The following is a 22,287-nucleotide window of genomic DNA, read 5'->3' on the forward strand; positions in this document are numbered from 1 at the left end:
CGGTCAGGCGTCCCGCCCTCCCCTCCCCTCGGCATACGGGCTCGCTCCGCTTTCTTGAGTTCACGAGGGGTGAACCGATGAGCATCACGGTCATCAAGCGCGACGGCACGCGCACGGCATACGACGGGTACGAGGTCGCCCGGTCCATCGAGGCAGCAGCCCGGGGTCTGGACGACGCGATCACGCGCACCACCCAGCTGCAGTCCGAGCTGGAGATCACCCTGTTCGACGGCATCACCAGCGAGGAGCTGGACCAGGCGGTCATCCAGGTGGCGCTGCAGAACGTCAAGGACGACCCGGCCTACGACACGATCGCCTCCCGCCTGCTGGTGAAGTCGCTCTACAAAGCCGTGTTCGGGGAGACCCACGACCTGTTCGGCGACGTCGACCCCAGCACCATCGCCAAGCTGCACCGCGCTGGGTTCCCCGGCTACGTCGAGCAGGCGGTGCGCTCCGGCCAGCTCGACCGCCGTCTCGGCGAGGTCTTCGACCTGGAGCGGCTCGCGGAGGCGCTGGACCCCTCGCGCGATGACCTGCTGCGCTTCATCGGGGCGCAGACGATGCGCAACCGCTACCTGCTGACCGGCCCCGACCGCACGCCCCTGGAGGTGCCGCAGTACTTCTGGATGCGCGTCTCGATGGGCCTGTCGCTCAACGAGGACGACCCGACGACCGCCGCGCTCTCGTTCTACGACAAGATGTCCCGGCTGGAGTACCTCGCGGCCGGCTCCACCCTGGTTAACGCCGGCACGTCCTACAGCCAGCTGTCCAACTGCTTCGTGATGCAGATGGAGGACGACATCGAGCACATCGCCAAGAGCGTGCGCGACGTCATGTGGCTGACCAAGGGCACCGGCGGCATTGGCCTGTCGGTCACCAAGCTGCGCTCCGAGGGCAGCCCGATCCGGTCCAACAACACGACCTCGACCGGCCCGATCCCGTTCATGCACACCATCGACTCAACGCTGCGGGCCGTCAGCCGCGGGGGCAAGAAGTTCGGCGCGCTGTGCTTCTACATGGAGAACTGGCACCTGGACTTCCCGCAGTTCCTGGACCTGCGGCAGAACTCCGGCGACCCCTACCGCCGCACCCGCACCGCCAACACGGCCGTGTGGATCTCCGACGAGTTCATGAAGCGGGTGGAGCGGGACGACGAGTGGTACCTCTTCGACCCGCTGGAGACGCCGGACCTGGTCGAGGCCACCGGTGCGGAGTTCAGCAGGCTGTATGCCGAGTACGTCACCCGGGCGAAGGCCGGCGAGCTGCGGCACCGGCGGATGCGGGCCCGCGAGCAGTTCCGGTCCATCCTGATCTCGCTGCAGACCACCAGCCACCCGTGGCTGACCTGGAAGGACACCGTCAACACCCGGGCGCTGAACCACAACACCGGGACGATCCACCTGTCCAACCTGTGCACCGAGATCTGCCTGCCGCAGGACCGTGACAACGTCTCCGTCTGCAACCTGGCCTCGGTCAACCTCTCGCGCCACGTCACCGGCCGCCGGCAGCAGGCCCGGGTCGATTGGGACCGCCTGGCCGAGTCCACCCGGCTGGCGGTCCGTCAGCTCGACAACCTGATCGACATCACGATCAGCTCCGTGCCGGAGTCCGAGCGGTCCAACGAGCTCAACCGGGCGCTGGGCCTGGGCGTGATGGGCTTCACCGACATCGTCGAGCGGTTCGGCTTCTCCTACGAGTCCGAGCAGGCCTACGAGTTGATGGACGAGATCATGGAGTTCGTCTCCTGGCACGCCATCGACGCCAGTGCCGACCTGGCCCGGGAACGCGGCGCCTACCCCAACTTCGCGGGGAGCCGGTGGAGCGAGGGGCTGGTGCCGGTCGACTCCCTGGACCTGCTCGAGGCCGACCGCGGCACCCCCGTCGACGTGGACCGGACCACCCGGCTGGACTGGGACACGCTGCGGGCCAAGGTCGCCGGCGGCATCCGCAACTCCACGCTGATGGCGATCGCGCCCACCGCCTCGATCGGCCTGGTCGCCGGCACCACCCCCGGCCTGGACCCGCAGTTCAGCCAGATCTTCAGCCGGTCCACCAGTTCGGGCAAGTTCCTGGAGGTGAACCGCAACCTGGTGCAGGACCTGATGGACGCCGGGCTGTGGGAGCAGGTCCGCGAGGAGTTGCTGCGCCACCAGGGTGACCTGTCCAAGGTCGAGGGTGTCCCCGCGGAGCTGCAGGAGATCTACCGCACCTCCTTCCAGCTCTCCCCCTACGCGTTCCTGCACGTCGCCGCCCGTGCCCAGAAGTGGATCGACCAGGCCATCAGCCGCAACATCTACCTGGCCAGCCGAGACGTCGGCGACATGGTCGAGCTCTACTCCGCCGCCTGGCGGATGGGTGTCAAGACCACCTACTACCTGCACATGATGCCGCGGCACCAGGCTGAGCAGTCCACCGTGCGGGTCAACAAGGCCGAGCAGTCCGGTGGCGCCGGGGCACCCCGCCGCGGCTTCGGAGGAGCGGGCGCCGGCAGCGGTGCCGGCGCGGCGGGTGGAGCCCGTCGTGGGTTCGGTGCCGCAGCGCCGGCGGCGGCACCCCCCGCTCCCGTCGCCGAGGCGGTCGCCGAGCCGGTGACCGCCCCGGAGGAGGCGACCCAACTCGACCTCATCGACGGGCAGGCGTGCCCGATCGACCCGCAGGAACGCCTGCAGTGCGACTCCTGCCAGTGAGCCACGCCCTCGGCATACCCGAAAGGACCTGACATGACCACCGACACCACACCGACCACCACCGCCCGGGGCATCCTCGGCACCGGCATCCAGGAGGGCCTGCTGCTCAAGCCGGTCACCTACCCGTGGGCCTACGACCTCTACAACCAGGCCGTGGCCAACACCTGGTTCCCCAACGAGATCCAGCTCGGGGAGGACCTGGGCGACTTCGAGCGGATGACGCAGGAGGAGCGGCACGCGCTGACCTTCCTGATGAGCTACTTCAACCCCAACGAGCTGCTCGTCAACAAGGCCCTGGCCTTCGGGGTCTACCCCTACGTCAACGCCGCCGAGTGCCACCTCTACCTGGCCAAGCAGATGTGGGAGGAGGCCAACCACTGCATGGCCTTCGAGTACGTGCTTGAGACGTTCCCGGTGGACCGGGAGCAGGCCTACGAGTCGCACGTCACGGTGCCCTCGATGGCGGCCAAGGAGGAGTTCGAGGTCCGTTACATCCGGCGGATGACCGAGCAGACCCTGGACATCACCACGGTCGAGGGCAAGCAGGACTTCGTGCGCAACCTGGTGGCCTACAACGTGATCCTGGAGGGCATCTGGTTCTACTCCGGCTTCATGGTGGCGCTGAGCTTCCGGCAGCGGAACCTGCTGCGCAACTTCGGTTCGCTGATCGACTGGATCGTGCGGGACGAGAGCCTGCACCTGAAGTTCGGCATCAACCTGATCCTCACCGTGCTGGAGGAGAACCCGGAGATCGCGACCGAGGAGTTCGCCGCCGAGATCCGGCAGATGGTGCTCGACGGGGTCGAGATGGAGGAGCAGTACAACAGGGACCTGCTGCCCAACGGCATCCTCGGGCTCAACGCCGACTACATCAACCAGTACGTGAAGTACCTGGCCGACCGCCGGCTGGAGGAGCTCGGCTTCGACCCGCACTACCGGGTGGCGAACCCCGCCAAGTGGATGGCCGCGGCCAACGACACCCTGGAGCTGGTGAACTTCTTCGAGTCCACCAACACCTCCTACGAGGTGAACGCCCGGGCGCACTGACCGCGGCGTCTAGCCGGGGCGGTCCCGCTATGCCAGGGCGATCTCGAGGATCTCCCGGGCAGGGTCGTGGACCGCCTCGGCGGCCGTCCTGCCGGTCGCCGCCAGGTAGCGGTCGACGATCCGGTTGCCCGCGGCGTAGCCGGCACCGGTCGGCAGCCCCACGGGGTTGCCGCCGAACGCCCTGGCGGCCTCGTCCCCCAGCACCCAGGCACCGAAGTTCTCCATGCCGGTCACGTCCAGGCCGGAGACGACCTTGGCGAACACCTCGTCGTCGTCCAGGTGCGGCACCCCTATCCGGGCGTAGCCGAGGTCGTCGCCGTAGACCTGCCGGGCGAAGGCGTCGGCCAGCCCCTCGGACACCACGTGGTCGCCGACCGTCACCGTGGCCGGATCCCAGGTGGCACCGCCGGGGGCGAACCGCACGTTGTGATGCAGTTCGTGCACGGCCGTCGCCTCCACCCGGGCGAGCACCTCCTCGAACGGCCAGAAGGTCAGCGCGAGGTAGCCGGTGACGCTGCCGTTGGCGGTCATCCCCAGGGCGTGGTCCATGAAGTAGCTGTTACCCGGGTCGCCCAGCACGATGTATGCCGTGAGGTCGGGGACCTCAAACCCCGGCACCGCGGCCTGCAGTCGCCCGAGGCCGTCCTCCAGTGCCTGACCGACCCGGCCCCAGACGTCGGCCTCCCGCATCGTGGCCAGCGCCGCCCGGCACCGCTCCTCGTCCCGGTCCAGGGGGAAGCCGCCGCCCATCCCGTGCATCGCCACCAGGTCGACCTCACCCGGGAAGTAGCGGTAGAGCCCGGCCGCTGGCTCGGCCATCCGACGCACCAGCTCGGGCCGGTCTGCGGCGGGGGCGGCCAGGATGTCGTGCATCTGCTGGTCGGTGTCCAGAACGGTGATCGTCATGGCGCCCACGGTAGGCAGCGACGCTGCGTGAGGGTCAACAGGTTTCGCCGCCCTCCGTCTCAGGGGGGAGGCGGACGGCGCGGGCAGCCCGCATACTCACAGGCATGAGCGAGTCCATCATGACGCCAGGAGCCCAGGTGCTCACCCCCCACGGGCAGGGCGCGGTCGTCGACGTCCGTGCCACGCCAGCGGGCAAGATGGTCATCGGGGTCGAGGACGACGACGGCGCGGTGACCTACTTCACCGAGAAAGCGCTCCGGCTCGCGCAGCGCTAGGACCCCGCGACGAGGGGGCTACTCGACGAAGCCCTCCTCCTGGAGCCACTCGAAGGCGACGTCCCCGGGCTCCTCGCCGTCCACGTCCACCCGCGCGTTGAGCTGCAAGCAGCACCTCGTCGGTCAGTTTCTCGGTGACGGGGGCGAAGAGCTCCTCCAGCCCCGGGTGCTCCTCGAGCACCTCCTCGCGGATCACCAGGGACACGTTGTACTTCGGGAAGTACTCCCGGTCGTCCTCCAGCACCACCAGGTCCAGCGCCACGATGCGCCCGTCGGTGGTGAACACCTCACCGAAGTTGCAGGCTCCGCTGGCGGTCGCGTCGTAGATCGCACCCGTCTGGTAGGTCCGCAGGTTGTCCTCCGGCACCCCGTCGGAGTCGCCCTGCGGGATGTCGTAGGTCTCCAGCATCCCGGGCAGGCCGTCGGGCCGGTTGGTGAACTCCGACTCGACGCAGAAGGTGCGCTCCTCCACCGGGATGTCCTGGATCTCCGAGAGCTTGGTGATCCCGAACTCGTCCGCCACGTCCTGGGTCACCGCGAACCCGTAGGTGTTGTTCATCGGCGCCGGCGGCAGCCACACCAGGCGGTTCAGGTCCAGGTCCTCGTCGCGGACAGCCTCGTACTGTCCCTGCTCGTCGGCGATCGGGTCGTCGTGCCCCAGGTAGGTGATCCAGCCGGTGCCGGTGTACTCCCACATCGCGTCGATCTGGCCCTCGATCTGGGCCTGTCGAGCCGCGGCGCTGCCGGGGATGTTGGTCAGGTCGGTGACGTCCGCACCCCCGGAGGCCAGCAGGGTCACCGCCATCTTGCCCAGGATCACGTTCTCGCTGAAGTTCTTGGAGCCGATGCTGATCTCCAGCCCGCTCAGGTCGGTCCCCTCCAGGTCGCCGATCAGCGCGCTGCTGTGGATCTGCCCGCCGGCCGTGCCCAGTCCGCACCCCGCCAGCACGAGGGCGGGGGCCAGCACCAGGGCTGCCCGTCGTATGCCGTGACGCACCTTCACCGTCAGATCCCCTTCGGCCGGGTGGCCAGCTCGAGCAGGCGGCCCAGCCACTCGATGACGAGGGCGAGCAGGGCGATGAGCAGCGCCCCAGTCACCATGAGCGAGAAGCGGAACAGGGAGATCCCGGTCTGCAGGATCTCGCCCAGACCACCGGCGTCGATGAAGCAGGCCAGGGACGCGGTGCCGGCGAGCAGCACCAGCGCGGTGCGCACACCCGCCATGATGACCGGCACGGCGAGCGGCAGCTCGATCCGGAACAACGTCGCGGCCTGGGTCATCCCGACGCCGCGTCCCGCCTCGACCAGAGTGGGGTCGACGCCCTGGATGCCGGTGATCGTGTTGCGCAGGACGGGCAGGATGCCATAGAGGCTGAGCGCAAAGATGGCGGTCCAGAAGCCGCCGCCCAGCCACAGGAAGAGCAGCACGATGAGACCGACCGAGGGTGCGGCCTGCCCCGCGTTGGCGATGCCGACCACAACGGGCGAGGCGGCACGGAACCGCCCCCGGGTCAGGATGATCCCCAGCGGGACGGCGACCAGGACGACCACTGCCGCGGAGACGAAGGTCAGCTGCACGTGCTCCCAGATCAGCTGGTTGACCTCGGACCAGCGCAGCTGGTTCTCCTCGACGCTGTCCAGGTCGGCCGTCTGCCGCCACAGCACGTAGCCGCCGAACGCCAGTGCCACCAGCAGCGGCGGGACCACCAGCATGGTCGCGGTCTCCCGCGTCACCACACGGGCGCCGCGCCGCCGGGTGGCGGGTGCCTGGTCCACCTCCTCGCCGGTGGGGGCGGTCTGCTCGCTCATGTCCGACCTCGCCGCTCGGCCACTCGGCACTGCGCCGCCTCGGGCGCCTGGGCCGGCGCGGCCGCGTCGTCGATGTCGTCCGGGTGCTGCTCGCTGCGCAACTTCTCGACGTTGGCCTCGGCCGTCTGTTCGGCGGCCCGCATGTGCTCGGTGACGCTGCCGAAGCTGATGATGCCGAGGTACTCGTCGCGGTCGCCGGTGACGATCGCCCGGGAGTGAGTCGCCGTGAGCATCGTGTCCAGCGCGTCGTTGAGGGTGGCGCGCGTGTCGAGGGTGACCAGGTCCTCGCGAGGACGGCCGACGACTTCCTCGGACTGGCGCACCTGACGCAACCAGGGCCAGGCGACGGGGCGGTTGCGCTCGTCGAGCACCACGATGGCGGGGTCGCCCGCCGCCTCCGCACGGGCGATCGCCTCCGCGGAGGAGTCCCCGATCCGGGCCGTGGTGGCCTCCTTGAGTTCCAGCTCGGACACCCGCGCGAGGGAGAGCTGCTTGAGTGAGGAGCCGGCACCCACGAAGTCGGCGACGAAATCGTTGGCCGGGGCGGCCAGGATGTTCTCCGGGGTGTCGTACTGCGCGACCTGCGCCCCCTCCTGGAAGATCGCGATCCGGTCCCCCAGCTTGATCGCCTCGTCGATGTCGTGCGAGACGCACACGATGGTCTTGCCCAGCTCGCGCTGGATGCTGATCAGCTCGTCCTGCAGCCGCTGCCGGGTGATCGGGTCGACCGCGCCGAAGGGCTCGTCCATCAGGATCACCGGCGGGTCCGCTGCCAGGCCGCGGGCCACCCCCACCCGCTGCTGCTGACCGCCCGACAACTCCCGCGGGTAGCGGTCGCGATACCGGGCCGGGTCCAGCCCCACCAGCTCCAGCAGTTCGTCGACGCGCTCGCTGATCCGGGAGGCGTCCCACCCCAGCATCTTCGGGACGACCGCCACGTTGGTCCCGACGGTCATGTGCGGGAACAGGCTGCCGCCCTGGATGACGTAGCCGATGGTGCGGCGCAACGAGTTGGCGTCCTGCCCCCGGACATCCTTGCCGTCGATGCTGATCGTCCCGGACGTGGGCTCGATCAGCCGGTTGATCATCTTCAGCGAGGTGGTCTTGCCACACCCGGAGGGACCGATGAACATCACGATCTCGCCCGCGGGCACCGTCAGCGTCAGGTCACGTACGGCCGCAACCTTCTGCCCCGCATACTTCTTCACGACGTTCTCAAGTCGGATCTCCGCGCCACTGACGTCCTGGGCTGCGGCAGCGTCGTTCGGTGCCTGGTCAGTCATGAGACACGGATTCCCTTCGAGATGGTGAGGCGGCCGAGGAGCAGCAGCAACAGGTCGGCGATGAGGGCGATGATGACGATGCCGACGGTGCCCACGAGGGCGTAGTTGACCGCGTTGACGCCGCCGGTCTGTGCCAGGCCGGTGAAGATGTAGCCACCCAGCCCGGGGCCGAGCACGTAGGCGGCGATGGCCGCGATGCCCATCGACATCTGCATCGAGATGCGCACCCCGGCCAGGATCACGGGCCAGGCCAGCGGGATCCGGACCCGCAGCAGGGTGCCCAGTTCGGTCATCCCCATGCCGCGGGAGGACTCCAACAGGATCTTGTCCACCCCCTGCAGCCCCACCACCGCGTTGCGCAGGATCGGCAGAACCGCGTAGAAGATGACGCAGAGCAGGGCCGTGGGGGTGCCCAGCCCCGAGACCGGCAACAGCAACCCGACGAGGGCGAAGGAGGGGATGGTCAGCCCGATGGCCGAGACCGCGTTGGCCACGGGTTCCAGTTTGGGCAGCCGGGTGATCACCACGGCCAGCGCGACGGCGATCACGGTGGCGATGAGCACCGCCTGGAAGACCAGGTTGGCGTGCTGGAAGGCGTGCGTCAGGATATCCGTGCTGCGGGCACTGATGAACTCCCACACGATCCAGGTCACCTCAGTCCGGCGTGGTCACCACGGTTTCGGTCCGCCCGCAGCAAAAATGGTGCGTACAACACAACCACAGGTCGCGCCTCACCGCGACCGATGGCGACGACCGGCGTGTCCCCTCCCCCAATTTTCGTAGCGGGTTTGTTGCCGCGTCTGCACTTTTCGTAGCGGATTTGCGCCCCCCTTTCACCGACAAAGTCGCTACGAAAATAGGGAATCGGGCGACAAACTCGCTACGAAAATGGGCTAGGAGTCGCAGCCGGTGAAACGCCACAGGCTCGCCTGGCCGCCGGAGTCGACGAGCTCGCCGAACCCGTCCCGGCCGGTGTCCACCTGATAGAGCCCCTGGGTCGTCTCCTCCCACTTGCCGCCCTCCTCGAAGGTGAGGTCGTCCGCATACACGTGGGTGACGCCCAGGGACCGGACGGCCTCGCACACCTCCGGATCCTTCCACCACCCGTGGTCGGCCGCCGGACCCGGGACCACGCGGTCGAAGTTCTCGGCGAGCAGGAGTCGCTCCGGGGAGCCGGCGATCGGGGTCAGCTGGGGGAAGACGACGGAGACGTCGCTGCGGTGCAGCAGGAAAGCCGAGCCGTTGACCGGCTCCCCCAGCACGACTGCATCCTCGGGCAGCACGTCGGCGGCCCGGTCGATCATCTCCAGCTCCTCGTAGGAGTCGATCATGGTCCCCCACGCGATGGGCCAGGTCGAGTAGACCGACGACATCACCGTCACCTGGGTCGGCCAGCGCAGCCCGAAGGTGGCCAGCACGACCACCACCGCGAGGGCGAGGGCACCCTTGACGATCCCGAGGGAGAAGCGGTCGGCCACCTTGCGCGCCACCAGCGCCGCACCTCCTGCCGCCAGCACGATGGCCGGTATGACGAGGAGCTGGTTGAGCCGGGACGCCTGGGTGTACCAGAAGCCGGCGAGCACCCGCAGCGGGTTCTCCGGCGGGCCGGCCGCGAGCAGGGTCAGCACCCAGGTCGCGATCAGCGCCACCACCAACCACCGGGCGTGGGTGTGCCGGATCGTGATCCAGACCCCGACGAAGACGAGGGCGGTGACCACGGCGTTGAAGGACAGGAACGGGTAGACGTAGATCAGCGGGTGGTCGATGAGGATCGAGCCGATCGCCCCCCAGTAGTGGTCCTGACCGCCCCGCTCGTAGCCCACGATGGCCTGCAACGGCGGGAAGTTCAGCAGGAACACGGTGAGACCGATCGCGCCGGCCACCAGGGCGATCCCGGCCAGCGCCACCGGCACCCGGTGGCCGCGTCGCCAGAAGCGTCGCCCCTGGCGACCCAGCAGCACGGCAATCAGGGGCGCCGCCAGCAGCACGATCGAGAACAGCCCGGACCCGTGCGCCAGCACGACCCCCGACAGGGCCCCCAGGAATCCCAGCAGGTGGGCCAGGTGCAGCCGCCACGGCTGGTCACCACGCAGCGCGACGATGAGCAGCGCCAGGGTCCCCGGCAGGCACGCCACGCTTACCGCGAACGGCCACACCCCCAGCATGGACACCGCCACGGCGGGGAAGGCGACATACGTCGCGGCCAGCAGCGGGGTGAAGATCACCGGCAACGGCCGGCCAGGCCAGACCACCCGGCTCAGCGCCACCAGCCCGCCGATCCAGATCACGGTGCCGAGCACGATCGAGGAGGCGTTCGCCGCCGCGCTCACCCCGCCGAAGCCGGGCACGACGGCGACGATGCTGTGCCACACCGTCGGGTAGTAGGGGGCGATCGTGTCGGCATACAGCGGCGCCATCCCGCCCAGGCTCGAGGCGTTGCCGTACTCCTGGATCACCCACACGGCGTTCAGGTGATAGACCCCGTCCCAGGCCTGCAGCGGCATGTCGGGCCGCCCGATCCCGGTCATCATGGCCGCGGCGAGGGTGCCGCCTCCCACCAGGCAGGTCAGCGCCAGCCAGCGCCGCTCCCGCATCGACATCCGGTGCTCGCCGGCGAGGCGCTCCCCCACCGGGTCGTTCATCGTGCCCAGCCGCCACCCGATCAGCGCCGCCACCGCGACCAGCACCAGGCAACCCGCCAGGAAGGACCCCAGCGACCACCCGATCCCCAGCCGGTCATATCCGATCGCCAGGATCCCCGCGGCGCCGGACGTCAGTGCCGGGCCCGCACCCCAGGCCACCAGGCCACGCACCCCGAGGGCCCGCAGCACGGCATACCCGGGGAGCACCCACAGCCCGGCCATCACGAACAGGCCGGGGACCACCACCCACCAACTCATGCGGTGACCGGTTCACCCCCGCCGATGGTGAGGCGGGGGATGCCGGTGAACCGCTCCGGGTCGGTGATCCGGCGCCCGTCCAGCAGCAGCCGCAGGCCGGGCAGGTCGGCCGCGGACAGGGTGGCGTACTCGGGGTGGTCGGCCTGGACGAAGGCCACGTCCACCGGCTCGCCCAGGTGGTAGGGGCTCCAGCCGTATGCCGTCAGCTCCTCGTCGGTGTACATCGGGTCGTGCACGGTGACGGTCGCGCCGCGGGCCTCCAGCGCGGTGACCGTGGGGAACACCCCGGAGAACGCGGTCTCCTTCACCTTGCCTCGGTAGGAGGCGCCCAGCACCACGGCGCGCAGGCCCGACAGGTCACCCAGCAGCGCCTCGGCGCGGGTGACGGCGTACTCGGGCATCGCGGCGTTGGCCGCCCGGGCGGTCGACACCACGGTGGCGTCCGGGTCGGTCGACAGGTAGAGCCGTGGGTAGACGGGGATGCAGTGGCCCCCGACGGCGATGCCCGGCTGGTGGATGTGGGAGAACGGCTGGGAGTTGCAGGCCTCGATCACCTTGCGCACGTCGATCCCGACCGAGTCGGCGAACACCGCGAACTGGTTGGCCAGCCCGATGTTGACGTCGCGGTAGGTGGTCTCGGCCAGCTTGGCCATCTCGGCGGCCTCGGCGCTGCCCATGTCCCACACGCCGTTGGGGCGGGGCAGGTCCTCGCGCTCGTCGAAGGTGAGCACCGCCTCGTAGAACCGCACGGCGGCCTCGGTGCCGGCCTCGGTGAGCCCGCCGACCAGCTTGGGGTAGCGGCGCAGGTCCTCGAAGACCCGCCCGGTGAGCACACGCTCCGGGGAGAAGACCAGGTGGAACCCGTCGTCCGACCCCTCGGTCAACCCCGAGATCTGCTCGATCATCGGCTTCCAGCGGCCGCGGGTGGTGCCCACCGGCAGCGTCGTCTCGTACGAGATCAGCGTGCCGGCCGTGAGGTGCTCCGCCAGACTCTGCGTGGCCTCGTCCATCCACCCGAAGTCGGGCGCTCCAGTCGCCTCGTCGACGAACAGCGGCACCACGAGCACCACCGCGTCAGCACCCGGGATCGCCTCGGCATACGAGGTGGTGGCCTGCAGCCGTCCCGCCGGCACCAGCTCGGACAGCTTGTCCTGCAGGTGCGCCTCCCCCGGGAACGGCTCGGTCCCCTGGTTCACCAGGTCGACGACCTGGGCGTTCACGTCCACCCCGACGACCTCGTGGCCGGCATCGGCGAACTGCACCGCCAGTGGCAACCCGATCTTGCCCAGCGCGACAACGGCGATCTTCATGACACTCCTGTGCTCCGAGGTGGTGCGGTGATCCCGAGGATATGCGGGCTAGCCGGTCCGGGACGAAACGGCGCGCTCGTATGCGGAGTGGTAGCCGTCGGCGACGGCCGGCACCGAGAAGCGTTGCCCGACCGTGTCCGAGATGTCCTGGGCGCTCAGTCCGGCGGTCCGCTGCAGCACCGCCTCGACCGCGTCGGCGTAGGCCCCGGCCTCCTGGACGTCGACGGTCTGGCCGACCGCGGGGTCGATGTACTCCCCCTGGCCGCCGGTGGCGCCGACGACCACGGGACGGCCGGCGACGAGCGCCTCGGCGCAGGAGACGAAGAAGTTGTCGCCCCGCGTCGGACCCAGGAACAGGTCGGCACGGGCCAGCTCGCGCAGCACCCCGGCGCCGTCGAGGGGGCCGGTCAGCTCGACCCGGGCCGCGACGTCCAGCAGCCGGGCGCGCTCCCCGATGACGCTGCGGAGCGGGCCCTCGCCGACGAGAGTGAGGCGGGCGTCGTGCCCGCGGAAGAGCAGCTCGGCGAGCACGTCGACGGCCAGCACGGGGTCCTTGCGCTCGATCAGCCCGCCGACCGAGACCAGGCGCAGCCGGCCCTGGCGGGTCGAGCGATCGGGCACCGGGTCGGGCACGGGCACGATGCAGGGCACGACGCTCACCGGGGCGTCGCCGCGGACCTCGCGGATCGGGTCGGCGAGGTACTCACAGACCGCGGTGACCACGTCGGGGCGCCGGTGCAGGCGGCGCAGCGCGGGCAGCGCCCGGCGCCAGGTGGGCGGCAGGGTCTGCGGGGCGGTCAGGCCCGACCAGTGCTCGGTGTGCACCCACGGGGCGTCGGGCCGCCACCAGGCCAGCGGCAGCAGCGCCGAGAAGGCCATGGTGTGGACCACGTCTGCGCCCTGCGTGAGCCCGCGCAGCGCCCGCCCCGCGGCGGCGATCTGCCGGGGGTCCGAGGTCGACATGGGGATCCGGGTGACCGGCAACCCCTCGACGATGTGCTGCTCCGAGCCGTCCCGGGCCCAGGTCGGCTCCCACTGGTGCGGCGGGCACAGGTGCACCACGGCGACCTCGTGATCCGGGCCTGCGATCGCCCGGGCGTCCTTGACCACGAACGCCCCGGTGGAGGCGCCGCGAGGGCTCGGGAACCAGGTCGTCACGGCGAGCACACGCATGGGCGGCAACCTACCCGGCTGTGGGGAAACCCACAGCACCAGCCGGTTGCTCACCGTTGCGCGAGGGGGTGCGCGTCTGCATACAGTGCTGACCCATGAGCCGCGAGCCCTCCCTGGCCCCCAGCACCGCCTACCTCGACCAGCTCGAGACCGAGACCGTCGCCCGGTTGCGCAACGCCGTGGCGGACCCCTCCCCCTTCGCGGGCGCCCCGGACGAGATCTCGACCGCGGTGGAGCAGGCGGCGGAGGCGCTCCGGGACGACCTCACCCACATCGTGCACACCCTCCACGGCGACCCCGAGACCGCCTACCAGGAGCACCGCAGCGCGGCCACGCTGGTGGAGGTGCTCAGCCGGCACGGCATCACGGCGACGCTGGGGGTGCACGGGCTGGAGACGGCGTTCCGCGCGGAGATCGGGTCCGGGGACACCGGCTCGACCATCGCGATCCTCGCGGAGTACGACGCGCTGCCGGAGGTCGGCCATGCCTGCGGGCACAACGTGATCGCCGCGACCGGTGTCGGTGCCTTCCTCGCGCTGGCCCGCACTCTCGACGAGCGCCCCGACGCCTTCCCCGGGCGCGTCGTGCTGCTGGGCACGCCGGCGGAGGAGGGGCACACTGGCAAGGAACTGCTGGCCCGCGAGGGCGCTTTCGACGACGTGGACGCGGCCATCATGGTCCACCCTTATGGCTACGACCTGGCCGACCAGGTCTGGCTGGGCCGCCGGCTGCTGCGGTGGGAGTTCAGCGGTGTCCCGGCCCACGCCTCGGCCCAGCCGTTCATGGGGCGCAACGCCCTGGACGCCGCCACCCTGGCCTACCAGGCGGTGGGCCTGCTGCGGCAACAGCTGCCGCCGGTCGACCGGGTCCACGCGGTCATCACCGAGGGTGGCACCCGGGCCAGCGTGATCACCGAGAAGGCCGTGGTGCAGTTGTATGCCCGGTCCAAGTACGTCGAGACCCTCAAGGACCTCAGCGCCCGGCTCGACGACATCGCCCACGGTGCCGCGCTGATGACCGGCACCAGCGTCGAGGTCTCCTGGGACGCCTACCCGCCGTCCCTGCCGATCCGCACCAACAACGCCCTGACCGGCCGCTGGGTCGAGGCGCAGCGCCGCCGCGGCCGGGACCCGCTGCCGCTGGGCGTGGTCTCGGAGACGATCGCCGCCTCCACCGACTTCGGCAACGTCAGCTTCCGGGTGCCGGGCATCCACCCGTTGCTCAAGATCGCCCCGCCGGAGGTCGCCCTGCACACCCGGGATTTCGCGGCGGCAGCCGCCACCCGGGAGGCCGAGGACGGCGCCGTCGACGGCGCGGTCGGCCTGGCGCTGACCGCCCTGGACTACCTGTCCGACAGTGACCTGCAGCGCTCCGTCCACCAAGAGTTCGCGGACCAGGGCGGCCCCCTGGACGTGCCGCACTACTTCGACTGAGAGGCACCCACCAATGACCGCGCAGACCAGCAACGCGGGCGACTCGCGCCTGAACCGGATCCTCAACGGGGTCGAGACGGGTGGGCAACAAGCTGCCCGACCCGTTCATGCTCTTCGTCGGCCTCTTCGTCATCGTGGCGGTGGTCTCCACCGGGCATGGCGTGGGCGGGCATCACCGTGCAGATCCCCGGCGCCGACGAGGTCACCGAGATCAAGGGACTGTTCACCGGTGAGGGCCTGGTCTGGCTGACCGAGAACGTCGGCCCGAACTACCTCGGCTTCCCGCCCCTGGTCACCGTACTCACGATCCTGCTCGGTGTCGGCGTCGCGGAGAAGTCGGGACTGCTGGCCGCCCTGATCCGGCGCACCATGTCCAGTGCACCCCGGTGGGCCCTGCCGTATGCCGTGGGGGTCGTCGGCGTCATCGGCTCGGTGATGGCCGACGCGGTCTTCGTCGTGGTCCCCCCGCTGGCTGCCATGGTCTTCAAGGCCGCCGGGCGGCACCCGGTGGCCGGTCTGATCGGTGGCTTCGCCGCGGCGGGTGCCGGCTACTCCACCAACGTGGTGCCCACCAGCCTGGACGCACTCTTCGCCGGGATCACCACGGCCGTCACCGAGGTGCTGCCCAACCCGGGGGCCCCGGTCAACCCGGTGTCCAACTACTACTTCAACATCGTCTCCGCCATCGTGCTGATGCTCGCCGCGGGGTGGCTCATCGACAAGGTGCTGGAGCCCCGGCTCACCCGGCAGGGTGTCAACGACGAGGAGATCATCGCCGAGGACGACCAGTCGGAGGGACACGCGACGGCCGAGGTGATGACCGCCGAGCTGACCGCGGTCGAGTCCAAGGGTGTGAAGTGGGCGGTCCTGAGCGGCGTCGCCCTGGCGGTGCTCCTCGCCGTCGCGTTCGTGTTCCCGGACTCCCCGTGGCGCAACGAGGAGGGCGGGTTCCTGCCGACCTCCCCGCTGCTGAACTCGATCACCTTCATCGTCTTCATCCTCTTCCTGGTCCCCGGCCTGGTCTATGGCGCCGTCGTGGGCACGGTGAAGAACGGTAAGGACGTGCCGAAGCTGATGGGTCAGGCGCTGGGCGACATGATGTCGTTCCTGGTGCTGGCCTTTATCCTGGGTCAGTTCATCGCCCTGTTCAACTGGTCCGGGCTGGGCTCCTGGATCGCGGTGGCCGGCGCCGAGGGCCTGGAGGCGGCGAGCCTCACCGGCTACCCGGCGATCCTGCTGTTCATCGTGCTGGCCTCGGTGCTGAATCTGTTCATCATCTCGGGATCCTCGCTGTGGACCCTGATGGCGGCGGTTTTCGTGCCGATGTTCGCCCTGCTCGGCTTCGAGCCGGCCTTCTCCCAGGCAGCCTTCCGCGTCGGTGACTCCGCCACCCAGATCCTGACCCCGCTGAACCCCTACATGATCGTGCTGCTCACCATGCTGCGCCGATACGAGCCGGAGGCGGGCTTCGGCACCATCATCGCCCGGATGATCCCCTTCACGGTCGTCTTCTGGATGTCCTGGGCGATCATCCTGTCGATCTTCTACTTCGCCGACCTCCCCCTCGGCCCCGGCAACGGCATCATGATCGCCCCCTAATTGACCGGACGCACCACCTGGCGCTCCCAACCCCCCACCGGACGCGTGACCTGGCGGTCGTCCCGCCGGACCTATGCCGTGCTTCCACCAGGTGGCGCTCTCGGTCGGGGTCTGGAGCCGCCAGGTGGCGCTCTCGGTCGGGGTGTGGGGGCGGGAACAACCGGGGCCGCCGACGGCTTGCCCCCACATGAGCTCTCCGCGCATCTACGCCCTGCACGAGAACCCGGAGTGGTTCCCGCCGTTCGCCCGGGCCTTCGCCGCCGAAGGCGTCGAGGTCGAGGAGTGGCTGCTCACCGAGGGCACGCTCGACCTGGGCCAGGCCCCGCCGGAAGGGATCTTCTGGTCCCGGATCAGCGCCTCGGCACACACGAGGGACCACAACCTGTCCAAGGACTACACGCGGGCCGTGCTGTCCTGGCTCGAGGCTCACGGACGGCGCACCGTCAACGGGCGGCGTGTCCTGGAGCTGGAGATGAGCAAGGTCGACCAGCTCACCGCGCTGCGCGCCGCGGGGATCGAGACGCCGCGGACCGTGGCGGCGATCGGCCGCGACCGGGTGCTCCAGGCCGCACAGGGGTTCCCCACCCCGTTCATCACCAAGCACAACCAGGGCGGCAAGGGCCTGGGCGTGCGCCGGTTCGACGTCGGCTGACGAGCTGGCCGGACTACGTGCACTCAACGGAGTTCGAGGTGCCCCAGGACGGCATCACCCTGGTCCAGGAGTACGTCGCAGGCGGCCGAGCCGAAGATCACCCGGGTCGAGATCGTCGGCGGCGAGTTCATCTACGCCATCGACGCCGACACTGCGCGCGGCGGCTTCCAGCTCTGCCCCGCCGATGCCTGCGCCATCGACCCGGTGACGGGCGCGCCGATCATGCCACCCGGTGCCACCATCGCCCCGGAGCCGGACCAGCAGCTGTTCAGCCTGCGCGAGGGCTTCGACCACCCGATCATCGAGCGCTACCTGGACTTCGCCCGGCGCACCGGCATCGAGGTGTGCGGGATCGAGTTCATCGAGTCCGCCGACGGTCGGCTGCTGACCTACGACGTCAACACCAACACCAACTACAACGCGGCCGTCGAAGCCATCGCTCCGCGCTCGGCACCCCGGGCCCTGGCCCGCTACCTGAAGCGGGTCGCCGACCAGGAGTTTCCCTCCACCGCCGCCTGATCGGGCTGGCGGACCGCACCTGGAGGGCCGCGCGCGCAACCTACCGAAGTCGGGGGCAGCCCCTACTGAGGTAGGAGAAGGAAGTGCCCAGGATCTAGGTCATTCTCCTGATGTGTGCGACTGCCTTAGGCGGCCAGGCTGGGGTCAGCCGGAAAGGGAGCCGCACGTGTCGATCAGCAACCCGGACGCCAACGAACTCGCGTATGCCGCCAGGGACTCACGCGCCCTGGCCTGCCGCACCGAGCCCGACCTGTTCTTCGGGCAGACGCCCCAGGACGTGGAACGGGCCAAGGCGCTGTGCTCAGGGTGCCCCCTGCAGGAGCTGTGCCTGCAGACGGCGCTCGAGACTGCCGAGCCCTGGGGTGTGTGGGGCGGGCAGCTGGTCGAGCGCGGCCGCATCGTGCCCTACAAGCGGGGCCGCGGCCGGCCACGCAAGGACCCCCGGGCCGCATGATCCGTCGTCGCACCAGACGTAGGTTGGCAGGGTGACCGTCCAGTCCCCCTCGTCCCCACCAGCGCCCGGACCGTGGGCGAGTTGAGAGCGTCCGGCCACACCCAGCGATCGGTGCGCGAGGAGATCCGGGAGAACCTGCTCGCCGCCCTCCGCGCGGGGACGGATCCGTGGCCGGGCCTGCACGGGTTCTCCGACACCGTGCTGCCCCAGTTCGAGCGCGCCCTCCTCGCCGGCCACGACATCGTGCTGCTGGGCGAGCACCCCTACGACCCAATCACCCGCTGGTCTCGCGGCCGCGCGGCCGAGTTGGGCGATGCGTGGACGGCGAAATGAGGCTCCCCGGCGATGCACGTGGCGAACGCGACAGATCCAAGTCAGCTGAGGTACCGCGGCCAGGATACGGAAGCGTCTTCGTCACACAGCATCGCCATGGTCCGGTCAACGCCATTTGGCAGGACGAACACCGGTACATATCACGGTTCGGGACATTGGCAGAGATGCTGGATTGGGCCCGGCGTCAACCAGGCGAGCGGTTCTTCTTTCCCACCCCCGATGGTGCGGATCAAGTAGAAGTCAGACCACCGCACTGGGACCCCGGAGAGCGCAGGACCAAGTAGGGGGACTCGGCCTTCCTGCCTTGCCTTGATTCCAGCGGGACCGGCTCCTGCGATCCCGACGGCCGTGGACCAGCAGCCGGGCGCCTTCCGGGGCGAGGCCGATTCGGTGGCGCGCGTCGTGGACCTGCGAGCCGCGCTCGAAGTGCTCGCCGAGGGGCAAGCCTGAGCAAGGTCTGAGCAACTAGCGGTGATCCCGTCTGCCGTACCGTGCCGGCCGTGTCGTCCGAGGGTGCGCGTCGGTCGCCCCGGTCACGGGATCGCATGCGGTTCCATCGCCGGTGTGGCTGGGGGGGCAGTCGCGTCGCCCGCGCCAACCCGCCGTCAGCCTGCGCCCGGGCCGCGTCCGGCTTCCGCCTGCCGCGACATCTCCAGCAGCAGGTTGGCGTAGCCCCGGGCGTCGTCGATAGCCCGGTGCGTGTGCTCGACGTCCCCGAACCACTCGGGCGGGATGTGGTGGGTGTGCATCTCGGTGATGGAGGTGCCGCTGACGCCAGCGGCGTAGCTGCGGATGCACAGGCCGGGGCCGTCGAACAGCGGGTCCTCCTCGTAGGGCCCCTGGGTGATGCCGTAGCGGGTGAACCGCCGCAGGTAGTAGTCGATCCAAGCTGCGTCGAAGGCCAGCGGGGACGCGGCGAACATCCGTGGGTGCGGCAGGGCCCGCACCCATGCCACATACCGCTCCAGCACCGCCGGCACCGGCTCGGGGTCGGTCGTGGCAGCCGCCCACGCCTCGGGGAAGGAGGCGAACCACTCCAGCGTCTTGGGACTCGCACTGGCACCCGGCAGCGGCTCGAGGACGGCCTCGAAGCTGCCATGGTCGGTGCCGTCCAGCGAGATCGCGACGGAGGCGAAGGAGCGCATCGAGTTCGGTCCGGGCCAGGGTCCGTCAGCCTCGATGTCGGTCACCACGTAGGTCCAGGCCTCGCGCTCCTCGCGGGTCACGGCGTGCCCCGCCCCTACGGTCCCGCGCCGGTCGAGGCGGCCCAGGTCGGCAGCCACCTGCCGGGCCCGGGCCTCCCAGGTGTGCTCGTGCCGGGCCGCCAGCACCCGCTCCGTCGTCGGCCGCGACCTCCTCCCGGTCCTCCCGCAACCGGGTGAGCAGCGCGCGGACCTGCTCCTCGTCATACGGCACGGACCAGCCGAGTCCCGCTCCGGCGACGGTCTCGGCGGCCAGCGTCCCGGCGCTGGCCAGCACCGGCTTGCCGTAACCGAGGTACTCGTACAGCTTCACCGGTGAGGCGAAGTCGCGGTACTCCGAGGGCTCCACGACCAGCGAGCACACGTCGGAGCGCTCGAACAATTCCCGCAGCCCCTCGCCGCGCCGGTGCACCACCTCGACCCGGTCGCCGAGCAGGGTCGCGTACTCCCCACGCATCGCCTCCCAGGCCTCCGGCGGCGTGCACAGCAGCATCCGCACCCCCGGCGTCTGCGCCACCGCACGCACCATCGGCTGCATCCGGTAGTAGGAGCTGAGGTTGCCCACGTAGAGCACGGTCAGCTCGGTCGAGGTGGACGGCGCATCCACGATCGCCCCGCCGGGCGGCAGTGCCGCCGCCTGCTCGCGCCGCAGGTGCGGCACGTAGTCCGCAATCTGCAACGACGGCAGGTAGACCCGGTCCAGCGCACGGTAGGCGACCAGCTCGGCGTGGTAGAGCGACCGCGTGCCCAGGGCGACGACCCGGTTGACCCGCTCCAGGTACTCCGGGAACCGCCAGTAGACGTCGCGATAGAACATCCCGGTCGGTATGCCGTGTCGCCGGCACAGGCGCAGCAGGCGCAGGTCGACCAGGGGGTGGGTGGGCAGGTGGTGGGACTCGGTGAGCACCGTCGGCATCGTGGAGTTCTCGCCGTAGGCGAAGTCCACGGCTAGTCCGTCCTTGAGGCGCCCGGCGAGCTCCCGCACGGCCCGACGGCGCTGCGCCCCGTACCCGGTGATCTCGATGACGTCATATCCCAGGTCGCGGAAGGCCTGGTGCATCTTCACCGGTCGCACGCCCGAGCCGGATCCGGCGCGCTCGCCGAGCGGGTAGGGGGCGTGGAAGACCATGGTGGGCACCCGCCCAACCTAACGGCCCTCTACGCTGACCCGCGTGAAGATCCTCAGTGTCGTCGGCGCCCGCCCGCAGTTCGTGAAGCTGGCCCCCGTGGCCGACGAGTGCCGGGCCCGGGAGTGTGGAGCACGTGATCGTGCACACCGGGCAGCACTACGACCCCATGCTGTCCGACGTGTTCTTCGCCGACCTCGGGATCCCCGACCCCGACGTCCACCTGGGCGTGGGATCCGGCGGGCACGGCGTGCAGACCGGGGCGATCCTGTCGGCGATGGACGCCGTGCTGGAGGAGCACGCCCCGGACTGGGTGCTGGTCTACGGCGACACCAACTCCACCCTGGCCGGCGCGTTGTCGGCGGTGAAACTGCACCTGCCCGTCGCTCACCTGGAGGCGGGCCTGCGCAGCTTCAACCGGCGGATGCCGGAGGAGCACAACCGGGTGCTCACCGACCATGCGGCCGACCTGCTGCTCGCACCCACGGAGGTGGCCGCGGGTCACCTGGCCGACGAGGGGCTGGCCGCGCGCACCGTCGTCGTGGGCGACGTCATGGTCGACGTGCTCCTGAAGGTCCGCGACCACCTCACCGACGACGACGCGGTGCTGCAGGACCTGGGTATGCCGTCCGGCGGGTTCTCCGTGGCCACGATCCACCGCGCGGAGAACACCGACGACCCCGACCGGTTGCGCGCGATCGTCGCGGCGCTGCAGGTGGTGGACCACCCGGTCGTGCTGTTGGCGCACCCGCGCCTGCGGGCCAAGGCGGCGCGAGCAGGGACTGGACCTGGACGGCGGGTCGCTGACCACCCGTGACCCGCTGGCCTATCCGTCGCTCGTGGGCGCGGTCGCCCGCGCCCGTGGCGTGATCACCGACTCCGGCGGGCTGCAGAAGGAGGCGTTCGTGCTGCGCACCCCGTGCACCACGGTGCGCACCGAGACCGAGTGGGTGGAGACGGTCGACCTGGGCTGGAACGTCCTGGTCGAGCCCGGCCCCGACCTGGCCGCGGCCGCGACCCGCCCCGCACCCGCGGCCACCGACGCGGCCCCCTACGGGGACGGTCATGCCGCCGCGGCCGTGCTCGACGCACTGCTCAGGTGGTGACCCGGAAGGCCCGTCCCGTGGTCTCCTCCGGCTCGATCCGCACGAACCGGGGCTTGTTGCCCTGCTGCCAGGGCGTGATGCCGAGGTCGAGCACCTCGATCGAGTCGTAGAAGTCCCGGATCTCCGTGGCCGGGCCCCTTGACCACGACGCTCCAGGCGGTGTCGCCGTCCCGGCCGTCGATCTCGTAGGCCACGTACTCCCCCACGGCGCCGTCCAGCTTGGTCCCCTTCGCGGTGCGGAAGACCAGGGTCCCCCGGTCCACCACGTGGTTCACCGGGAAGATCTCCGGCCCGCCCTCCACGACGACGGCCAGCCTGCCGTAGGCCGCCTCGCGCAGCCGCCTCCAGCACTCGTCCGCGCTCATCTGCCGGACCGTGGTCTCCGTGTCCATCGTGCTCACCGGCCTTCCTGTCCGTCGGTACCTCGAGTACACCGCTCTGCGCGTCCGCTGCGTAGGGCCCAAGGTCCCGA

Annotated in this window: 21 protein-coding genes and 1 pseudogene; 11 read left to right on the plus strand and 11 right to left on the minus strand. The window is 70.2% G+C overall.

Annotated features, from left to right (window positions below; translation table 11 throughout):
* The first annotated feature begins 77 nt into the window (after nucleotides 1–77).
* Together AC1QRC_RS13510 and AC1QRC_RS13515 are read left to right on the plus strand one after the other, a co-directional pair.
* Nucleotides 78–2,687 carry a ribonucleoside-diphosphate reductase subunit alpha gene (locus AC1QRC_RS13510; protein ID WP_484203803.1) on the plus strand — a complete coding sequence of 870 codons (2,610 nt, stop codon included), beginning with the start codon at nucleotides 78–80 and terminating at the stop codon, nucleotides 2,685–2,687.
* A gap of 33 nt (nucleotides 2,688–2,720) precedes the next feature.
* Nucleotides 2,721–3,734 (plus strand): ribonucleotide-diphosphate reductase subunit beta, encoded by a 1,014-nt coding sequence (locus AC1QRC_RS13515; RefSeq protein WP_484203804.1) that lies wholly within the window; start codon nucleotides 2,721–2,723, stop codon nucleotides 3,732–3,734.
* A 27-nt stretch (nucleotides 3,735–3,761) separates the two neighbouring features.
* On the opposite strand, the gene AC1QRC_RS13520 is transcribed toward AC1QRC_RS13515, so the two are convergent.
* A complete protein-coding gene (locus tag AC1QRC_RS13520) occupies nucleotides 3,762–4,640 on the minus strand; it encodes a DUF2268 domain-containing putative Zn-dependent protease (protein WP_484203805.1) in 879 nt (292 codons plus the stop codon).
* Between the two features lie 104 nt (nucleotides 4,641–4,744).
* Here AC1QRC_RS13520 and AC1QRC_RS13525 point away from each other — a divergent pair, with 104 nt between their 5' ends.
* Nucleotides 4,745–4,915: a hypothetical protein gene (locus tag AC1QRC_RS13525; protein WP_484203806.1), complete on the plus strand. Its 171-nt coding sequence runs from the start codon at nucleotides 4,745–4,747 to the stop codon at nucleotides 4,913–4,915.
* On the opposite strand, the gene AC1QRC_RS13530 is transcribed toward AC1QRC_RS13525, so the two are convergent.
* From AC1QRC_RS13530 to AC1QRC_RS13560, 7 genes are all read right to left on the minus strand, one after another.
* Nucleotides 4,881–5,918 carry a glycine betaine ABC transporter substrate-binding protein gene (locus tag AC1QRC_RS13530; RefSeq protein WP_484203807.1) on the minus strand — a complete coding sequence of 346 codons (1,038 nt, stop codon included), beginning with the start codon at nucleotides 5,916–5,918 and terminating at the stop codon, nucleotides 4,881–4,883. The two genes, AC1QRC_RS13525 and AC1QRC_RS13530, sit on opposite strands and share 35 nt — an antisense overlap.
* Nucleotides 5,919–5,920: 2 nt before the next feature.
* The gene (locus AC1QRC_RS13535; RefSeq protein ID WP_484203808.1) at nucleotides 5,921–6,724 is read right to left on the minus strand and encodes an ABC transporter permease; all 804 of its coding nucleotides are present in this window, start codon (nucleotides 6,722–6,724) and stop codon (nucleotides 5,921–5,923) included.
* The gene (locus AC1QRC_RS13540) at nucleotides 6,721–8,007 is read right to left on the minus strand and encodes an ABC transporter ATP-binding protein (protein ID WP_484203809.1); all 1,287 of its coding nucleotides are present in this window, start codon (nucleotides 8,005–8,007) and stop codon (nucleotides 6,721–6,723) included. Before AC1QRC_RS13540 ends, AC1QRC_RS13535 begins: the two co-directional genes overlap by 4 nt.
* Complete coding sequence (locus tag AC1QRC_RS13545; protein WP_484206646.1) at nucleotides 8,004–8,648, minus strand: ABC transporter permease; 645 nt, start codon at nucleotides 8,646–8,648, stop codon at nucleotides 8,004–8,006. The genes AC1QRC_RS13540 and AC1QRC_RS13545 overlap by 4 nt, the downstream gene beginning before the upstream one ends.
* Nucleotides 8,649–8,900: 252 nt before the next feature.
* The gene (locus tag AC1QRC_RS13550; RefSeq protein WP_484203810.1) at nucleotides 8,901–10,907 is read right to left on the minus strand and encodes a DUF6541 family protein; all 2,007 of its coding nucleotides are present in this window, start codon (nucleotides 10,905–10,907) and stop codon (nucleotides 8,901–8,903) included.
* Nucleotides 10,904–12,217: a nucleotide sugar dehydrogenase gene (locus AC1QRC_RS13555; protein WP_484203811.1), complete on the minus strand. Its 1,314-nt coding sequence runs from the start codon at nucleotides 12,215–12,217 to the stop codon at nucleotides 10,904–10,906. The genes AC1QRC_RS13550 and AC1QRC_RS13555 overlap by 4 nt, the downstream gene beginning before the upstream one ends.
* A gap of 48 nt (nucleotides 12,218–12,265) precedes the next feature.
* Nucleotides 12,266–13,390, minus strand: coding sequence for a glycosyltransferase family 4 protein (locus AC1QRC_RS13560; RefSeq protein WP_484203812.1), 1,125 nt, complete (start codon nucleotides 13,388–13,390; stop codon nucleotides 12,266–12,268).
* A 95-nt stretch (nucleotides 13,391–13,485) separates the two neighbouring features.
* Here AC1QRC_RS13560 and AC1QRC_RS13565 point away from each other — a divergent pair, with 95 nt between their 5' ends.
* The 6 genes and pseudogenes from AC1QRC_RS13565 to AC1QRC_RS13590 form a co-directional block, all read left to right on the plus strand.
* Nucleotides 13,486–14,823: a M20 family metallopeptidase gene (locus AC1QRC_RS13565; protein WP_484203813.1), complete on the plus strand. Its 1,338-nt coding sequence runs from the start codon at nucleotides 13,486–13,488 to the stop codon at nucleotides 14,821–14,823.
* Nucleotides 14,824–14,979: 156 nt separating this feature from the next.
* Nucleotides 14,980–16,422 (plus strand): AbgT family transporter, encoded by a 1,443-nt coding sequence (locus AC1QRC_RS13570; protein ID WP_484203814.1) that lies wholly within the window; start codon nucleotides 14,980–14,982, stop codon nucleotides 16,420–16,422.
* A gap of 187 nt (nucleotides 16,423–16,609) precedes the next feature.
* Nucleotides 16,610–17,074 carry an ATP-grasp domain-containing protein gene (locus AC1QRC_RS13575; RefSeq protein ID WP_484203815.1) on the plus strand — a complete coding sequence of 155 codons (465 nt, stop codon included), beginning with the start codon at nucleotides 16,610–16,612 and terminating at the stop codon, nucleotides 17,072–17,074.
* 204 nt (nucleotides 17,075–17,278) lie between these two features.
* Nucleotides 17,279–17,593, plus strand: a complete 315-nt coding sequence (locus tag AC1QRC_RS13580) for a hypothetical protein (RefSeq protein ID WP_484203816.1) — start codon at nucleotides 17,279–17,281, stop codon at nucleotides 17,591–17,593.
* Between the two features lie 166 nt (nucleotides 17,594–17,759).
* Nucleotides 17,760–18,047 carry a WhiB family transcriptional regulator gene (locus tag AC1QRC_RS13585; protein ID WP_484203817.1) on the plus strand — a complete coding sequence of 96 codons (288 nt, stop codon included), beginning with the start codon at nucleotides 17,760–17,762 and terminating at the stop codon, nucleotides 18,045–18,047.
* 72 nt (nucleotides 18,048–18,119) lie between these two features.
* Nucleotides 18,120–18,362, plus strand: a pseudogene (locus AC1QRC_RS13590) (magnesium chelatase); the annotation flags it as partial.
* Nucleotides 18,363–18,985: 623 nt separating this feature from the next.
* Here the strand turns inward: AC1QRC_RS13590 and AC1QRC_RS13595 are convergent.
* Both AC1QRC_RS13595 and AC1QRC_RS13600 read right to left on the minus strand, forming a co-directional pair.
* Nucleotides 18,986–19,606 (minus strand): hypothetical protein, encoded by a 621-nt coding sequence (locus tag AC1QRC_RS13595; protein WP_484203818.1) that lies wholly within the window; start codon nucleotides 19,604–19,606, stop codon nucleotides 18,986–18,988.
* On the minus strand, nucleotides 19,551–20,711 hold the full coding sequence (locus tag AC1QRC_RS13600) for a glycosyltransferase (protein ID WP_484206647.1): 1,161 nt from the start codon (nucleotides 20,709–20,711) through the stop codon (nucleotides 19,551–19,553). Before AC1QRC_RS13600 ends, AC1QRC_RS13595 begins: the two co-directional genes overlap by 56 nt.
* Nucleotides 20,712–20,845: 134 nt before the next feature.
* Here AC1QRC_RS13600 and AC1QRC_RS13605 point away from each other — a divergent pair, with 134 nt between their 5' ends.
* Together AC1QRC_RS13605 and AC1QRC_RS13610 are read left to right on the plus strand one after the other, a co-directional pair.
* Entirely contained in the window at nucleotides 20,846–21,526 is a 681-nt protein-coding gene (locus AC1QRC_RS13605; RefSeq protein ID WP_484203819.1) for a UDP-N-acetyl glucosamine 2-epimerase, read from the plus strand.
* A 22-nt stretch (nucleotides 21,527–21,548) separates the two neighbouring features.
* On the plus strand, nucleotides 21,549–21,815 hold the full coding sequence (locus AC1QRC_RS13610) for a UDP-N-acetylglucosamine 2-epimerase (RefSeq protein WP_484203820.1): 267 nt from the start codon (nucleotides 21,549–21,551) through the stop codon (nucleotides 21,813–21,815).
* On the opposite strand, the gene AC1QRC_RS13615 is transcribed toward AC1QRC_RS13610, so the two are convergent.
* Nucleotides 21,773–22,207, minus strand: a complete 435-nt coding sequence (locus AC1QRC_RS13615) for a pyridoxamine 5'-phosphate oxidase family protein (RefSeq protein ID WP_484206648.1) — start codon at nucleotides 22,205–22,207, stop codon at nucleotides 21,773–21,775. The genes AC1QRC_RS13610 and AC1QRC_RS13615 overlap by 43 nt on opposite strands.
* Between the last annotated feature and the right edge of the window lie 80 nt (nucleotides 22,208–22,287).

This window comes from Ornithinicoccus sp., from assembly GCF_057176825.1.

Bases quoted from the DNA above. Each gene is read 5' to 3' on its own strand.
- AC1QRC_RS13510 (WP_484203803.1), top strand. From the start codon at position 78: ATGAGCATCACGGTCATCAAGCGCGACGGCACGCGCACGGCATACGAC.
- AC1QRC_RS13515 (WP_484203804.1), top strand. From the start codon at position 2,721: ATGACCACCGACACCACACCGACCACCACCGCCCGGGGCATCCTCGGC.
- AC1QRC_RS13520 (WP_484203805.1), bottom strand. From the start codon at position 4,640: ATGACGATCACCGTTCTGGACACCGACCAGCAGATGCACGACATCCTG.
- AC1QRC_RS13525 (WP_484203806.1), top strand. From the start codon at position 4,745: ATGAGCGAGTCCATCATGACGCCAGGAGCCCAGGTGCTCACCCCCCAC.
- AC1QRC_RS13535 (WP_484203808.1), bottom strand. From the start codon at position 6,724: ATGAGCGAGCAGACCGCCCCCACCGGCGAGGAGGTGGACCAGGCACCC.
- AC1QRC_RS13540 (WP_484203809.1), bottom strand. From the start codon at position 8,007: ATGACTGACCAGGCACCGAACGACGCTGCCGCAGCCCAGGACGTCAGT.
- AC1QRC_RS13550 (WP_484203810.1), bottom strand. From the start codon at position 10,907: ATGAGTTGGTGGGTGGTGGTCCCCGGCCTGTTCGTGATGGCCGGGCTG.
- AC1QRC_RS13555 (WP_484203811.1), bottom strand. From the start codon at position 12,217: ATGAAGATCGCCGTTGTCGCGCTGGGCAAGATCGGGTTGCCACTGGCG.
- AC1QRC_RS13560 (WP_484203812.1), bottom strand. From the start codon at position 13,390: ATGCGTGTGCTCGCCGTGACGACCTGGTTCCCGAGCCCTCGCGGCGCC.
- AC1QRC_RS13565 (WP_484203813.1), top strand. From the start codon at position 13,486: ATGAGCCGCGAGCCCTCCCTGGCCCCCAGCACCGCCTACCTCGACCAG.
- AC1QRC_RS13570 (WP_484203814.1), top strand. From the start codon at position 14,980: ATGGCGTGGGCGGGCATCACCGTGCAGATCCCCGGCGCCGACGAGGTC.
- AC1QRC_RS13575 (WP_484203815.1), top strand. From the start codon at position 16,610: ATGAGCTCTCCGCGCATCTACGCCCTGCACGAGAACCCGGAGTGGTTC.
- AC1QRC_RS13600 (WP_484206647.1), bottom strand. From the start codon at position 20,711: ATGGTCTTCCACGCCCCCTACCCGCTCGGCGAGCGCGCCGGATCCGGC.
- AC1QRC_RS13615 (WP_484206648.1), bottom strand. From the start codon at position 22,207: ATGGACACGGAGACCACGGTCCGGCAGATGAGCGCGGACGAGTGCTGG.